This window comes from Brucella sp. NBRC 12950, from assembly GCF_030268145.1.
Classification (GTDB): Bacteria; Pseudomonadota; Alphaproteobacteria; order Rhizobiales; family Rhizobiaceae; genus Brucella.
In genome coordinates this window covers 419,553-433,599 of the sequence record NZ_BSQC01000003.1, presented here as the reverse complement: position 1 = coordinate 433,599, position 14,047 = coordinate 419,553, and the positions used below count along the sequence as shown (strand labels likewise).

The window sequence follows — 14,047 nt, the reverse complement described above, 5'->3', positions numbered from 1 at the left end:
AAGGGGAACCGGTTGCACTGCCTGATGCGGTAACCGCCGAACGTGCGGCCCGTCTTGCCAAGGTTGCAGAAAAAGCGGCAGCTGAATCCGGCTTTGATCTGCCTGTCTATATTGTCGGCACGGAAGTCCCGATCCCGGGCGGCGCGATGGAGGAAATAGAAGATCTGGAACTAACCAAGCCAGAGGCAGCACTCGAAACCATCGCCATTCATCGCAAGGCTTTCGCAGCCCTTGGTTTAGAGGATGCATTTTCTCGCGCCATCGGCGTTGTTGTGCAGCCGGGTGTGGAGTTCGGTAATGAAAACGTTGTCTATTACGACAGCGACAAAGCGACCGCTTTAAGCGGCGTTCTCAACGAAACTCCGCAATTCGTCTTTGAAGCACATTCGACCGACTACCAGCCGATTGAGGCGCTGTCGGCTCTGGTTCATGATGGCTTTGCCATTCTGAAAGTCGGACCGGGCCTGACGTTTGCGCTGCGTGAAGCACTCTATGGCCTTGATCAGATAGCGGCATTCTTAGACAAACTGCCAGAAGAAGAGACAGTTCGTGGCAAGCTTGAGAAACTGCTTCTCAACGAGCCCAAGAACTGGGAGAAATATTATCATGGTGACGCAGAAGAGCTGCGTCTTCAGCGTCATTTCTCCTATAGCGACCGCATTCGCTATTATTGGCCGCATCCAGAAGCCGTAGCTGCCGTCAATTCGTTGCTAAAGCGTCTGGAAGGCCGCAACATTCCTGAAACGCTGATTAGCCAGTATCTCGGCACGCTCTACCCGGCCGTCGCAGCTGGCAAGGTTGAAGCCACGCCCCATGCACTGATGGTCGAAGCCGTCAGAAACGTCATCCGTGTCTATGGAAAAGCCGTCGGTACACATTGAGTATGGGATGTGAGAGGCGCGGGAAGCTCCGCGCCTCTCACCGAATAACTCAAACTTTGAGGCTGTCCTTAGCCAGATTATGGAAAAAGGACACACCGCGTTCCAATATTTCATCGTTGAAATTATAGGTCGAGGTGTGAAGACCAGAGCTTTCGCCATTTCCGATCAGGAGATACGCACCAGCCGACTTCTCCAACATGAAGGAAAAGTCTTCGCTTCCCATAAATGGCAGGTCAAGCTCTTCAAAAGCACCTTCGCCATAATGCTGCGTCACTGTCGCTTTCGCCTGCTCGAATGCAGCCGCATCGTTAATGGTTGCCGGATAACCGGTCATCCAGTCAAAGCTCACATCCGCGCCGTAGCTCGCTGCCTGCATCTTTGCAACCTGTTCGACCTTGTCACGCAATGTCTTGCGGATGACCGGATCGGTGGCACGCATCGAGATTTCAAGCTTGGCCGTATCAGGAATGACATTACAAACCGCACCCGAATTAAAGGCACCTACAGTAATCACGCTGGCCTGATGTGGCGAGACAGTGCGAGAGACGATTGTCTGCAGGGCCATCACAATGCTTGACGCTACCACGATCGGATCAATGGTCTTTTCAGGCTCGGCGCCATGTCCGCCACTGCCCTTAACCGTCAGTGTCAGTGCATCTATGGAAGCGGCAATAGGGCCTGGCTTGGATGCAAACTTGCCGGCTTCCAAACCTGGCCAATTATGGAGCGCAAAGACCTGATCGCAAGGGAAGCGTTCAAAAAGTCCCTCCTCGATCATGATCTGTGCACCGCCATAATTTTCCTCGGCGGGCTGGAAAATGAAATGAACAGTGCCCGAAAAGTCCTCATCCTGTGCGAGCGACCATGCCGCGCCAAGCAGCATTGCTGTATGACCGTCATGGCCACAAGCATGCATCTTGCCTGCATTTTTGCTTGCATAAGGCAAACCAGTTTCTTCCAGGATTGGTAGGGCATCAAAATCAGCGCGGAAGCCTATAGAGCGGTTTGAGTTACCCCGGCGCAGAGAGGCAACAATGCCAGTCCTGGCAAGCCCACGGCTTAGTTCATAGCCCCATTCCTGCAAGCGGGATGCAATATAGTCGGACGTCTCAACCTCCTCTAATCCCAGCTCAGGAATACTATGCAGATGCCTGCGGATAGATTTAAGCTCATCCTCAAATGCACCCAATTTTTTGTTGGCCATGATCTCCCCCTTAATTCATGTGCAAGAATTGACGCAGCCGCTGCGAATGCGGATTGCGCATCACGACATCAGGCGAACCGCGCTCTTCAACCACGCCTTTGTGCAGGAAGATGACTTCGCTTGAAATTTCGCGTGCAAGCGCCATTTCATGTGTCACCATCACCATTGTGCGGCCTTCTTCGGCGAGTTTTTTGATAACTTGCAGCACTTCCGTCACCAGTTCAGGATCCAGTGCAGACGTCGGCTCATCAAAAAGCATGACTTCAGGTTTCATTGCGAGCGCACGAGCAATTGCAGCGCGTTGCTGCTGTCCACCGGAAAGCTGAGTAGGATACTGATCGCGTTTGGGCGTAATCCCCACTTTTTCCATCAACACTTCTGCTTCGGCCAATGCTTCCGCCTTTGACATGCCCAGAACATGGATCGGTCCTTCGATGATGTTCTCAAGGATCGTGCGATGCGACCAAAGATTAAAGCTCTGAAACACCATGCCCAGGCGTGTGCGCACATGTTCAAGTTGACGAGGATCGGCAGCATGGGATTTTCCATCGCGTCCGACCTTGGTGCGGATCACTTCACCCGCAACTGCAATCTCGCCTTCATCTGGAGTCTCCAGATAGTTGATGCAGCGCAGCAAAGTGCTTTTGCCCGAACCACTGCTGCCAATCAGCGATATAACGTCGCCTTTCTTGGCTTCAAAAGAGATGCCCTTTAGAACCTCGACACCAGCGAAGCTCTTGTGAATATTTTTGACAGTGAGTGCCATGGACGTCATTTAAATTGCTCCTGAAACAGATCAGACCATCGACGCGCGTGAGCTGCTCATGCGCCGTTCGATCCAGTTCATGATCCGGGTAAGGATGAACACGACGGTGAAATAGAGAATGCCTGCCGCAATCAACGGCTCGAATATCGATAAGGAACTGCGTTGCAACGCGCGTGCGGTTCCCATCACTTCCATGATTGTAATTGTGGATGCAAGCGAAGTGGATTTAAGCAGGATGATGAGATCACTTGTCAGAACCGGCATACAATGACGGAAGGCCAGAGGAAGGGTCACGCGGCGCAGAATCTTGAACCGGCTCATACCAATGGAAAGTGCTGCTTCGATCTGCCCGCGTGGGATCGACTTGATAGCACCGCGAATTACCTCGGCATTGTAAGCACCCTGATTGAGGCTCAGCGCAAAGACCGCATACCACAGGCCATCACGCATATATGGCCACAGGAAACTATGTCTGACCCATGTGCCTGGCAGGATTTGCCCGAGCCCGTAATAGATCAGATAAAGCTGCACTAGGAGTGGCGTGCCCCGGAAAATGAAAGTGTAGACAAAGGCCGGCCATTTCAGAATGCGGCTCTTTGAAAGCAGCGCCAACGCACTCAGTGTACCAAAGGTGAGGCCAATAATGCCTGCTGTTGCCGTCAACAGCAGCGTCAGCGGCATCGCCTTAATCAGCGGCGGAAGGAACTCAACGATTTTAGTGATCGATTCCATTATCCGTGCCCCCGGCTCAGGCGTTTTTCAAGCCGTGCGATTATCAGAACTGAAACCAGTGTGATGCCCAGGAACAGAAGTGCCGTGAGGCCGTAAAAGAACACATATTGCTTGGTGGAGGCCGCCGCGCGATAGCCCGTGTAAAGCAATTCATGGAAGGAACCGAGAACCGAAATGATTGCGCTTTCCTTGGTTATCGAAAGCCAGAGATTGCCGATGCCCGGTACGGCATGACGCATCATTTGCGGAAAGATGACGCGGGTAAATATCTGGCGGCGACGCATCCCGATGGATAGTGCCGCTTCGATCTGCCCCCGCGGAATTGCCAAATAAGACGCACGCAAAACTTCTGTCATGAAAGCGCCGTTGACAAAAGCCAGCGCAATGATTGCAGCCCAAAAAGCGCTAAACTGGAAATCATTGCCGACAAGGCCCGTCGCCTTGAGAAGCCGTTCCGCACCTGTTGCGACAGAGAAATAGAGCAGCAGAATAACAAGCAGCTCCGGTAGAGCGCGAACCACCGTTGTGTAGAAATCTGCAATCGCTTTCGTGAAACGGTTTCGCGAAAGCTTGCCCGATGCGGCGGTGAGCCCAAAGAGGAATGAGACTGCAAACGCCACGGCCGAGACCTGCAAGGTCATTAAAAGTCCGTGTGCGAACTCGTCTCCCCAGCCCTCGCTTCCCCAGGCTAACAGTTGCCAATAAGAATCCATGCAGATTAATCCGATCAAAAAGCCAGACGCTTCGCATGGAGCGCCACGCGTCGCTATCGACGCAAGAGGGGCGCTCCAGCTTACTGAATTTCCGCATCCTGCATTTCAAAGTCGATCTGGACTTTGGGCGGATGCTATAAGCGAAGGCCGAACGCCTTTATCGGCGTTCGTTTCCAAAATGGATTACTTCTTTTCGAAAATCCACTTGTCCACCAGCGCCTTCAGAGCGCCTTCCTTGTCGAGTTCTGCAAGTGCTGCATCGACCTTTTCAAGCGTTGCTGTGTCGCCCTTGCGGACGGCATAGGCGACGCCTTCACCCAGCACTACGCTCTTTGGCGCGACAAGCTTGACTTCATAATCTTCGCCCTGCGGGGTCTTCAGGAAATTCTGCACGAACAGATCCGGTGCAAGCACATAGTCAACGCGTCCCGCAACAAGATCAGCAACTGAGTTGTCAGCCGTGTCGTAGCTCTTGATCGAGACATCCGGCAGATACTTAGTCATGTAAGCCGACTGAACGCTCGAAGTCTGAACGCCGACGATCTTACCCGACAGAGCAGCCTGATCGACGACTTCACCCGAGCCGTCGCTCGCCGCAACAGTGCCGACCTTGTCCGTATCGGACTTTGAACCGACAACGACAGTGCCTTCGGTATAATAAGGCGTACTGAAATCAACAACCTTGCGGCGTTCCTCAGTCACCGAAAAAGCGCCGATTATGAAATCGACCTTGTTTTCGGTCAGCGATGGAATAAGGCCATCCCATGCCATCGACTTGAATTCACACTTGTCTGCAAGCTTCTCGCAGAGTGCGCGCGAAAGGTCCGCTTCCAGCCCTTCCCATTCACCTGCAGAATTGACCTGCGTGAACGGCATATATGGCTCAGGCGTCATGCCTAGACGAAGTTTACCTTCTGCCTGTGCTGCGCCGCTAGCCAATAAGGCAAGCGCGATCGCCCCTGCAATTTTCCCTTTAAAACTCACCATGTTCCCGTTCTCCTTATATTTTTGTAGCTGCTCACCTTTTTAATGACGGCAAGCGCGGGGAATGTAGATAAAAAATGGCTCAGAAGCGGGCGCTCCTGAGCCGTCAGACTTACTTGCGATACCAACGCAGCGACATGCAGGAAAGGCCCGCATCGATCTTGCCGATCTGCGTGGTTTTCAGGGGAACCACGTTGTAACCGCTCTTTTCCAGCAGCTCGATGGTGCGTGGGAAGTCGGAGCCGACCATCACAACATCATTGACACGCAATGCGTTGGCAGCAGCTTCCTCGCCTTCCGGAACGATCAGTTGGCGAAGACCGGAGAACACGCCGGACCTTGCGAGGCGGCTCGTGGATAGGACAGTTTCTTCATCGACCAGTGAGCAGTCAGTTTTGAAATGCAAAACGCCTTCCGGTGTCGAAACTACTTCGCCCTTGCGACCAATCTTATCAAGGCTTGCGATAAGCGCTGCTGCGCCTGCCTTATCGGTACGGGCGGAAAGACCGATCATCACGCTCTTCTGTGTCGTCAGAACGTCGCCACCGTCAGCAAAGCCTGGCTCAGGAAGTTCAACAACGGTGTCGAACATCTGGCGGAGCGTCGGTTCAATAACAGCCGTTTCACCAACGCGCGTTACTGCGCCCGGACGGAGCAGAATTGCGCCTTCCGTGAAAACGAGTGCTGGATCTTCAACGAAGATGGAATCAGGGAAATCTTCGAGCGGAGGAAGGATCGTAACCTCAACGCCTGCAGCCTGCATGGCAGCGATATAGGCGTCATGTTCGGCCTTAACGCCTTCATAGGTTGGGTTGCCGGTATCCAGCGCACGAAGACCATTCACCACAGAGCGCGATGGCTCACGGACGATGATCGAGTTGAACTCATAAACGGGTCTGTTAGAAGACATGGAAGGGTACCCTCAATTTAGCTGGAGCCTATCTACCCGGCTCTTGTTGTTGCGTAAAGCAAATGTGTGCCGTTTGTTGTGCGGCGCGAAAGATGAATGCCGGCCAACATGCAGCGGACCGAACCGCCAGCCAGCTCAATTGTCGGAACGGCGAAAGGCAGCAGCTTTGCGGTCTGTTCGATTGTCTTGATCTGATCACTGCTCAAAGCAGCAAGAGCACGGGCTGAAAGCGCCAAAACGCGCCCATCCTGGCCTTCCAGTTCAATTGCATTGCCGGCAAACTCACCGATCTGTTCTGTCGAAAGATGAATGACCGTGCGTCCGGTTTCCTGCAGACGATCCACGATTTCCTGGCGGCGAGCCGGATCAGTAATCATATCGGTTCCGATCAATGCATAATCCGCACCAATGCACATCAGCACATTGGTGTGATAGATTGGCCTGCCTGACGAATCGACCGCGTCAAACACCATCGGCTCGAAGTTGAAATGGGTACAGAAACGCTCGAGCGCCACTTCATTGGTGCGGTTTGAACGAGCTGCATAGGCCACGCGGCCAATATGGTCGAGAACCATGGCGCCCGTGCCTTCAAGATAGAAGTGATCGCGCTCCAGACCCGAATAATCGATGACGTCCTGAACGCGATAGTCACGCTTCAGCATTTCGATTACGTCAGGGCGGCGTTCTTTTTGGCGGCTTTCCGAAAACATTGGATAGATGGCAACATGGCCGCCCGAATGGGTCGAGAACCAGTTATTCGGGAAAACTGAATCGGGCAAAGCGTGGGTTTCGTCTTCGAAAAGATGAACCGTTACGCCCGCATCAGCCAATCCCTCAGCCATGAGCGTTACCTCATCGAAAGCAGCTTTCGCGAGCACTTCAGCCGTGCGACGCTCGTCGACGGACTGAAATGCATTATCCTTTGCGGTTTGCGCATTGGGGGTAAAATGATGCGGTCGGATCATAACAACCGATTTCGGACTCTGGACAGACGGTCTGCTCATTCTCAGACTATTCTCACTGATAAAGCATGTCGCAAAAGGCATGCATAAAAACAAAGACTTAAAGCGCTTATCGCTGCGCCAACGGAAGCGAGTTTGGCAAGGGCTACGCCATGAAATTTGATAGCCCAATCAGGTGGCTTTTCCTGCTCTCAAACATACTCCCACGCTCCTCCATCAACACTCCGACAAGCAAAGTAGGATGGCATAAAGTCAGTTAAAATTGTAAAAGTGTCGCGTCATTTGCAAAAAATCTAGCAATTTGCACAGTCGAACTATAAAAAGTGTCATGCATATTTTTGATGATCTAGATCATAAACTCATTGCCATTTTGCGGGAGGACGGACGTGCGCCGCTCTCGAAGCTGGCGACTATTCTCGGTGTTTCCCGCGGTACGGTTCAAGCACGCCTCGATCGGCTGTTGGAAACAGGTGCAGCATTAGGTTTCACGATCCGCGTTCGGCAAGATTACGATGATGGGGTTGTGCACGCGATCATGCTGATCGAGGTGCAAGGCCGATCAACGACCAAAGTGATCAAGCTTTTACGGGGATTACCGCAAATACGCACGTTGCATACGACAAACGGCTCATGGGATCTTGTCGCGGAGATCCATGCAGAAAGCCTGCACGAGTTCGATCGCGTCTTGCGTGAAGTGCGAACGATCGAAGGTGTCCTGAACAGCGAGACCAGCATTCTGCTAAGTAGCGTATAATGCAAAAGGCCGGCCGTTTTCACCGCCGGCCCTGTTTTTGCTATCAAGCTGCCTGCTTCAGCGCCATTTCACATCGGATGAGCATTCCATAAAGGTCGCGTGGCTCGTCGGGATCAGCAAGCATATCCAGCTCGACAAAGAGGCCAGTTTGCTCCAACTTGCTGCGGACATATCGCAGCGCCGAGAAATCTTCGATTGCGAAGCCAACACTGTCAAACAGGGTGATGGCTCGGTCGGAAGCACGACCAGAGATCGCACCCGTGATGACTTCCCAGAGCTCCTTGACCGGATAGTCGGCATCAAGCTGCTGAATTTCACCTTCGATACGGGTCTGCGGTGGGTATTCGACAAAAATGTCGGAACGCAGCAGAATGTCTTTGTTTAACTCGGTTTTGCCAGGGCAATCGCCGCCGACTGCATTGATATGCACGCCAGGGCCGACCATGTTGTCACTGAGAATAGTGGCATATTGTTTGTCAGCCGTAACAGTCGTGATGATGTCGGCACCTTCAACGGCTTCCTGCGACGTGTTGTGAATCGAAACAGAAAAGCCCTTGTCGCTCAGATTACGCGCACAGCGCTCGCTGGCAGAGCGATCAATGTCAAACAGGCGCAGATTTTCGATCCCCACGATGGCTTTGAACGCCAAAGCCTGAAACTCGCTTTGCGCACCATTACCGATGATCGTCATGGTCTTTGAATCAGACCGCGCAAGATGTTTGGCTGCAACGGCCGACATTGCGGCTGTACGAAGCGCTGTGAGGATGGTCATCTCGGTTAGCAGCATCGGATAACCATTGCCGACATCGGACAGCACGCCAAATGCGGTTACGGTCTGGCGACCTTCCTTTGTGTTCTTCGGGTGGCCGTTTACGTACTTAAATCCATAGAGCGTGCCGTCGCTTGTCGGCATCAGCTCGATCACACCTTCGTCGGAGTGCGACGCGATACGCGGCGTCTTGTCGAACTGTTCCCAACGGCGGAAATCTTCTTCGATCACCTCCGCCAGCTCCTTGAGGAAGGTTTCAACCCCCACCGTGAGCACAAGCTTCATCATGTGATCGACACTGACAAATGGAACAATATTCAGCTTTTCATTGGTCATTGATTTGAACCTTTATCCAACATGTTTGGGCAAAGCACTGCTGGCTCAGGCCTTGGTTGCGAGAAAATTTTCCGCGATCATCGAAACGATCTGCGGCAGGATTTCAAAGGCATAAGGTGCGTGTACGCGCTCAAGCTTCTGGTGAAACTCACGCCCCCATGGGCCGATATTGACCACCGGAAACTCTAGAGCGTCACCCGCCGGATGATCGACTAGACGCGCGACCGGCGTGTTGTTTGAAACAATATCCTGCCCAAGCGTCGCCTGCCCCAGAAAGCTCATATCGGAAATGCCCTGGAAATACGGCTTCCAGACGAGTGACTGATCCGGGAAAGCTGCAAATGTCTGCATCGTTGTGTCGATAGCCTGTTTGAACGCACGATCATTGGCCTGCGTATGATCAAGATGGCTCGCTGGGTAATGAAGACCGGCAAAACCCACAACAACTGCCGGACCTGACAGATGAGCAACGCCGACGAGCCATTCGGTCAGTTGACGGCTGACTGATAACGGATTGTCAATATTGGCAAGGCGCTTTTCCTGCTCGCTGTAAAGAGCTTCAAACTGCTCGCCGGCAACCTCTGCAGCCATCACTCGCAACTGCTCGAACGTTATGAGCTTCGGTGCTGCAGGAATTGCGCCCGCACGTTTTCCAATCAACTCCCCGAACGCTTCTGATTGACCGGCGAAGCGCTCAACCGCCTCTGTCGCACCGGCCAGAACCTCGCTCTTGAAGCGATTGAACAGCTCTTCCGCCGTCATGGCATGATAAAGCCAGTTAAGCGCGATCCAGAAACGCTCAGGTGTCGTCACTTCATATCCGTCACGCAGGTCTTTTGCCTCAAGGCAGATTGGTGGCGGCGAAATATCATTCTCATCGCGGTCAGCAAGCGCTGCATTACCTTCAAAACGTGCGAGAATGCTGGCGGCCATGGCCTGCGCGCTCACACCTTCATAAGGATAGCTCGCATGTGAACTCAGTCCTATAACCAGTGCGAAGGGCAGCAGCTTTCCAATGGTTCCGGCATAGACCGCACGGCCTTCTTTTCCGTCGCCCTGATCAGATGTCACATCGAGATTGATCGCAGCCGAAATTTCGATGTCGAAGTCGCGCGCGATCGCCGGCAGCGCATTACGCATCGAACGCATACCACGGCTTTCGCGTTCTTCATCCGGGGTGAAAACCAGCAAGAGATTACCGCTGCGATCCGGATCAGCCGCAAATTTTTCAGCACAGGCTATACCCACGGCAAGGCCGCTCTTCATATCGAGCAGGCCACGTCCGGGAAGAAATTCGCCGCTCAGCAAATCGTCTAGCGCGCGCTCTTCCTGCGCAGAGCGTGAACGATGAGACAAATCCTTGATGAGAGCATCCTTGAGTTTGAGACTCTCACAAGCGAGCGACTTAAGCTCGTGGTAGTTGTCCGTTGCAACCGTGTCGAAATGACCTGCAAGCGCAAGTGTGCGCTTGCCCTTTCCGCGCACCAACGCGACCACATTATGGGTCAGCGGATCGCCATGACTGGCTACGGTGCGAATATTATCCGGGTTCTGCTTGAAGTAAGGAATTTCCTTTAGTACGGCTACGAGATGATCGGAAAACTCCGCCTCTCCACGTGTGCCTGTTTCACTGCCCCAACCCACAAGGCGCAATGCCAGATCTTCGACATACTGGCCATTAATATGGTTGTGCGCGGTCGTCACGGCGTTGGACACGCCGTTTGAAACATTCGCAGTCATTGAATCTAATCTCCGTCGATTAGAGCGTATTTCGAGATATCAGAAACACGCTTGAGAATATAAACTTCAGGCTTCGGCCGTTTCCGACCGGCTTATTGCGAAAGATGCTTTCGTAGGAAGGCTCTTGTCCGTTCCTCGGCAGGATCGGACAAGACTTGGCTCGGCGCGCCTTGTTCAACCACCACACCACCATCCATGAACATCACATGGTCGGACACTTCGGCGGCAAAGCGCATTTCGTGAGTGACGATCAGCATGGTCATGTGCTCGTTTGCGAGCTGCTTCATGACCTGATTGACTTCTTCCACCAGCTCCGGATCAAGCGCAGATGTCGCTTCATCAAAGAGCATAACTTTGGGCTGCATTGCCAAAGCGCGGGCAATTGCCACACGCTGCTTCTGACCGCCAGACAGACGCGCCGGATATGCATGTCCCTTATCAACAAGGCCAACCTTGGCCAGGAGGTTGTTGGCACGGTCCAACGCATCCGCCCGGGAGAGGCCCTTGAGCTTGATTGGTCCAACCATGATGTTCTGCAGAACCGTCAGATGCGGAAAGAGGTTAAACTGCTGAAACACCATGCCCATTTCCTGGCGGATGTGGTTGATGTGCTTTTCAAAAGCGCGCCCCTTGAGCGGACGATTTACCTGTTGTCCATCAAGCCAGATTTCACCGCTTGAGGTTTCCTCCAACATATTGATGGAGCGGAGCAACGTGCTTTTTCCTGAGCCGCTGGGGCCGATGATGGAAACAATCTTCCCGCGTGCAACAGTCAGGTCGATGCCTTTCAGCACCTCAATCTCGCCGTAAGATTTCCGAATTTGGCGCAATTCGATCATAGGGTTCTGTGTGTTCATCGGATAGCTTCCGCTTTCTTGGCCGCTTTGCTCAAACCCCATTCCATCAGAAGATTGACGAGGTAATAGAGCACGGCTGCAACGAAGTAGAACTCAAAAGGACGATAGGTTTCGCTGATGCCGCGCTGGGCATTCAGCACCAGTTCTGTGATGCCGAGCACCGAAAGAACGGCCGTGTCCTTGAGTAGGATAATGCTGTTATTGCCGACCTGTGGCAGTGCAGTAAGGATTGCCTGCGGGATAATGAAATAGCGCAAAGAGGCACCATTGCCGAAGCCAAGGGAACGCGCGGCTTCCATTTGTCCTTTGTCGACAGTCTCCAGCGACGCACGGAAAATATCGGCATTGTAGGCGGCATAATGCATACCAAGCCCAAACACACCGGTCCAGAATGCAGGCACCATGATCCCGATCTGCGACAGGCCATAATAGAGCAGATAAAGCTGTAGCAGCAGCGGTGTGCCCATGAACAGAAATACGATGCCGCGGAGGGGAAAGCTTATCAGTTTGGGCGCATGAAGAGTGACAATTGCGATCACAATGCCAAGCACAACACTGATAACGCCGGCCAGAACAGTGATCAGAACGGTCCAGAGAAGACCGATGAGCAACAGTTCCGCATAAGGCGGAACAACGGTGAAATCCAGACTCATGCTCCCGCCCTCTTTTCAGCGCTGAAGTATGTTTCAAGACCGCGAACGATCAGCGAAATGACAGCTATGATGACAATGTAAGCCGCAGCGGCCACCGCAAAAACTTCAAATGGTTTGTAAGTAGAAGTAACAAAGCGCTGCGCGGTATAAGTCAATTCAACCACGCCGATGGTGGAGACAAGGGCCGTACTCTTAGTCAGAATAACCGTATTGACGCCCAGCGACCGTATCATCAAAGGAGCAGCCTGCGGCAGGATGAAGAGCCGCATCGTCCCAACCCGGCCAAAGCCAAGAGACCGGGAAGCTTCATTCTGGCCCTTATCAACCGCAAGGATCGCACCACGCATACCCTCAGACAAATAGGCGCCGATGTTGAAGCCCATTGTTATGACACCCGCCACAAAGGGGGTGAACTCAAAGCCGAATTGTGGCCCACCAAAGAACACGAGGAAAAGCTGAACCAGAAGCGGCGTACCACGCATGATGCTGATATAGGCAACAGCAATCCAGCGCACCGGTGCATATCGTGAAAAGCGCGCCATAACGAGCATGCTTGCGACCACCAGTCCGATCAGCAGCGAAACAATGGTCAGTCCGACAGTGACCCAGGCAGCTTCGACAATGAAGGGAAAAATCCGCTCGATAAGTGCGATATCCATCCTTCAACCTTTCTGCTCCATGAGGAGGAACACCCGCCACGACATATTGATTTCAGCCAACCGGCTGAAACAAAGCAATGACAGAGTTTAGGAACGAAAGCATTGTCAACAAAGCTGCTTAAAGCGCTCAACTTAAAGACAATGCGTCAAACAGAAAATGCGGCTATCCATTCACATTCAAGCCGCTCGTGTGTTTGCGGCAGGGCAGCAAGTTATGCTGCCCTCACCACAGACAACCGGGTTAACGGATATCCGTGCCAATCCACTTTTCGGAAATGGTCTTGTAGGTACCATCAGCCATCATATCGTCGAGCGCCTTCTGCATAGCGTCACGAAGTTCGGGATTGTTCTTGCGAACAGCAATACCAATGTCATAGCGCGGGAGCTTGTCATCCTTGATTTGCTCGATCGGTGCGCTGCTCTTGGAAATTGCGACCAGAACAGGCACGTCGTCGGCAATCACTGCATCAATGCGACCCGAACCAAGGTCGAGAAGCATTTCTGGCAGGCCTTTATAGGTGCGGACTTCATACTTGTTCTGCTCGCGAACCCACTTTTCAGAGGTTTCACCAAGCGTCACACCAATTGTCTTGCCATCAAGTTCGTCAAGGGACTTCACGCTATCGCCCTTGCGCAAGAACAGGCCAAGACCGGAGCGGTAGTAAGGGCCGACGAAGTCGATTGCCTTTTTGCGTTCTTCAGTGATGCCCATTGAGCCGACGATTGTATCAAACCGACCGGTGACGAGACCAGCGATGATGCCATCCCAGGCGGTGGTGACGATTTCAGGCTCAGCCTTCAAACGGCGTGCGATTTCAGAACCGATATCAACGTCGAAGCCAACCACCTTGTTGGATTCATCGACAAAACTGAACGGAGGAAAAACGCCCGAAAGCGCAATAGTCATCTTGCCGTTCTTCTGAATTTTTTCCAGATCATCAGCCTTCGCGGCATGCGCGGATAATGAGATGCCAAGCGCTATAAGCGCTGTGGAAAAAAGTCTCGCCATTTTCATACTCAGAGTTCCCTACGAAAGCCCCAGGCGGAGCTGTTGACGCTATTTTGATAGCCTTGTAACCGGCCTCAACAGGGATTTGCGCGGGCGCTCCTATTGCTTGCAGCATTTT

15 protein-coding genes are annotated in these 14,047 nt (G+C 52.8%); 2 read left to right on the top strand and 13 right to left on the bottom strand.

Annotated features, from left to right (window positions below):
- On the top strand, nucleotides 1-881 hold an 881-nt coding region (locus QSJ70_RS07395; RefSeq protein WP_285535448.1), incomplete at its 5' end, for a class II D-tagatose-bisphosphate aldolase non-catalytic subunit.
- 49 nt (nucleotides 882-930) lie between these two features.
- On the opposite strand, the gene QSJ70_RS07390 is transcribed toward QSJ70_RS07395, so the two are convergent.
- The 7 genes from QSJ70_RS07390 to ctlX all read right to left on the bottom strand — a co-directional run bounded on the left by QSJ70_RS07390 (nucleotide 931) and on the right by ctlX (nucleotide 7,194).
- Nucleotides 931-2,085 (bottom strand): M20 aminoacylase family protein, encoded by a 1,155-nt coding sequence (locus QSJ70_RS07390; RefSeq protein WP_285535446.1) that lies wholly within the window; start codon nucleotides 2,083-2,085, stop codon nucleotides 931-933.
- Between the two features lie 10 nt (nucleotides 2,086-2,095).
- The gene (locus tag QSJ70_RS07385) at nucleotides 2,096-2,860 is read right to left on the bottom strand and encodes an ABC transporter ATP-binding protein (protein WP_285535444.1); all 765 of its coding nucleotides are present in this window, start codon (nucleotides 2,858-2,860) and stop codon (nucleotides 2,096-2,098) included.
- A 21-nt stretch (nucleotides 2,861-2,881) separates the two neighbouring features.
- Nucleotides 2,882-3,583, bottom strand: a complete 702-nt coding sequence (locus QSJ70_RS07380; protein ID WP_215777718.1) for an ABC transporter permease — start codon at nucleotides 3,581-3,583, stop codon at nucleotides 2,882-2,884.
- Nucleotides 3,583-4,296 carry an ABC transporter permease gene (locus QSJ70_RS07375; protein WP_215777719.1) on the bottom strand — a complete coding sequence of 238 codons (714 nt, stop codon included), beginning with the start codon at nucleotides 4,294-4,296 and terminating at the stop codon, nucleotides 3,583-3,585. The genes QSJ70_RS07380 and QSJ70_RS07375 overlap by 1 nt, the downstream gene beginning before the upstream one ends.
- Before the next feature lie 183 nt (nucleotides 4,297-4,479).
- Nucleotides 4,480-5,283 carry a transporter substrate-binding domain-containing protein gene (locus QSJ70_RS07370; RefSeq protein ID WP_215777721.1) on the bottom strand — a complete coding sequence of 268 codons (804 nt, stop codon included), beginning with the start codon at nucleotides 5,281-5,283 and terminating at the stop codon, nucleotides 4,480-4,482.
- A 109-nt stretch (nucleotides 5,284-5,392) separates the two neighbouring features.
- Entirely contained in the window at nucleotides 5,393-6,190 is a 798-nt protein-coding gene (locus tag QSJ70_RS07365) for a dimethylarginine dimethylaminohydrolase family protein (protein ID WP_215777722.1), read from the bottom strand.
- Between the two features lie 32 nt (nucleotides 6,191-6,222).
- A complete protein-coding gene (gene ctlX, locus QSJ70_RS07360; protein WP_285535440.1) occupies nucleotides 6,223-7,194 on the bottom strand; it encodes a citrulline utilization hydrolase CtlX in 972 nt (323 codons plus the stop codon).
- A 286-nt stretch (nucleotides 7,195-7,480) separates the two neighbouring features.
- Here ctlX and QSJ70_RS07355 point away from each other — a divergent pair, with 286 nt between their 5' ends.
- Nucleotides 7,481-7,906, top strand: a complete 426-nt coding sequence (locus QSJ70_RS07355) for an Lrp/AsnC family transcriptional regulator (RefSeq protein WP_104756999.1) — start codon at nucleotides 7,481-7,483, stop codon at nucleotides 7,904-7,906.
- A 43-nt stretch (nucleotides 7,907-7,949) separates the two neighbouring features.
- Here QSJ70_RS07355 and ocd read toward each other — a convergent pair whose 3' ends face one another.
- From ocd to QSJ70_RS07325, 6 genes are all read right to left on the bottom strand, one after another.
- On the bottom strand, nucleotides 7,950-9,011 hold the full coding sequence (gene ocd / locus QSJ70_RS07350; protein ID WP_215777725.1) for an ornithine cyclodeaminase: 1,062 nt from the start codon (nucleotides 9,009-9,011) through the stop codon (nucleotides 7,950-7,952).
- 45 nt (nucleotides 9,012-9,056) lie between these two features.
- Nucleotides 9,057-10,751, bottom strand: coding sequence for a M20/M25/M40 family metallo-hydrolase (locus tag QSJ70_RS07345; protein ID WP_285535433.1), 1,695 nt, complete (start codon nucleotides 10,749-10,751; stop codon nucleotides 9,057-9,059).
- Between the two features lie 92 nt (nucleotides 10,752-10,843).
- Entirely contained in the window at nucleotides 10,844-11,608 is a 765-nt protein-coding gene (locus QSJ70_RS07340; RefSeq protein WP_276572342.1) for an amino acid ABC transporter ATP-binding protein, read from the bottom strand.
- Complete coding sequence (locus QSJ70_RS07335; protein ID WP_215777728.1) at nucleotides 11,605-12,261, bottom strand: amino acid ABC transporter permease; 657 nt, start codon at nucleotides 12,259-12,261, stop codon at nucleotides 11,605-11,607. Before QSJ70_RS07335 ends, QSJ70_RS07340 begins: the two co-directional genes overlap by 4 nt.
- Complete coding sequence (locus QSJ70_RS07330) at nucleotides 12,258-12,920, bottom strand: amino acid ABC transporter permease (RefSeq protein WP_285535429.1); 663 nt, start codon at nucleotides 12,918-12,920, stop codon at nucleotides 12,258-12,260. Before QSJ70_RS07330 ends, QSJ70_RS07335 begins: the two co-directional genes overlap by 4 nt.
- Before the next feature lie 241 nt (nucleotides 12,921-13,161).
- Complete coding sequence (locus QSJ70_RS07325; RefSeq protein ID WP_215777731.1) at nucleotides 13,162-13,929, bottom strand: transporter substrate-binding domain-containing protein; 768 nt, start codon at nucleotides 13,927-13,929, stop codon at nucleotides 13,162-13,164.
- Between the last annotated feature and the right edge of the window lie 118 nt (nucleotides 13,930-14,047).

Bases quoted from the DNA above. Each gene is read 5' to 3' on its own strand.
- QSJ70_RS07340 (WP_276572342.1), bottom strand. From the start codon at position 11,608: ATGAACACACAGAACCCTATGATCGAATTGCGCCAAATTCGGAAATCT.
- QSJ70_RS07345 (WP_285535433.1), bottom strand. From the start codon at position 10,751: ATGACTGCGAATGTTTCAAACGGCGTGTCCAACGCCGTGACGACCGCG.
- ctlX (WP_285535440.1), bottom strand. From the start codon at position 7,194: ATGAGCAGACCGTCTGTCCAGAGTCCGAAATCGGTTGTTATGATCCGA.
- QSJ70_RS07380 (WP_215777718.1), bottom strand. From the start codon at position 3,583: ATGGAATCGATCACTAAAATCGTTGAGTTCCTTCCGCCGCTGATTAAG.
- QSJ70_RS07385 (WP_285535444.1), bottom strand. From the start codon at position 2,860: ATGACGTCCATGGCACTCACTGTCAAAAATATTCACAAGAGCTTCGCT.
- ocd (WP_215777725.1), bottom strand. From the start codon at position 9,011: ATGACCAATGAAAAGCTGAATATTGTTCCATTTGTCAGTGTCGATCAC.
- QSJ70_RS07355 (WP_104756999.1), top strand. From the start codon at position 7,481: ATGCATATTTTTGATGATCTAGATCATAAACTCATTGCCATTTTGCGG.
- QSJ70_RS07365 (WP_215777722.1), bottom strand. From the start codon at position 6,190: ATGTCTTCTAACAGACCCGTTTATGAGTTCAACTCGATCATCGTCCGT.
- QSJ70_RS07335 (WP_215777728.1), bottom strand. From the start codon at position 12,261: ATGAGTCTGGATTTCACCGTTGTTCCGCCTTATGCGGAACTGTTGCTC.
- QSJ70_RS07325 (WP_215777731.1), bottom strand. From the start codon at position 13,929: ATGGCGAGACTTTTTTCCACAGCGCTTATAGCGCTTGGCATCTCATTA.
- QSJ70_RS07390 (WP_285535446.1), bottom strand. From the start codon at position 2,085: ATGGCCAACAAAAAATTGGGTGCATTTGAGGATGAGCTTAAATCTATC.
- QSJ70_RS07330 (WP_285535429.1), bottom strand. From the start codon at position 12,920: ATGGATATCGCACTTATCGAGCGGATTTTTCCCTTCATTGTCGAAGCT.
- QSJ70_RS07375 (WP_215777719.1), bottom strand. From the start codon at position 4,296: ATGGATTCTTATTGGCAACTGTTAGCCTGGGGAAGCGAGGGCTGGGGA.
- QSJ70_RS07370 (WP_215777721.1), bottom strand. From the start codon at position 5,283: ATGGTGAGTTTTAAAGGGAAAATTGCAGGGGCGATCGCGCTTGCCTTA.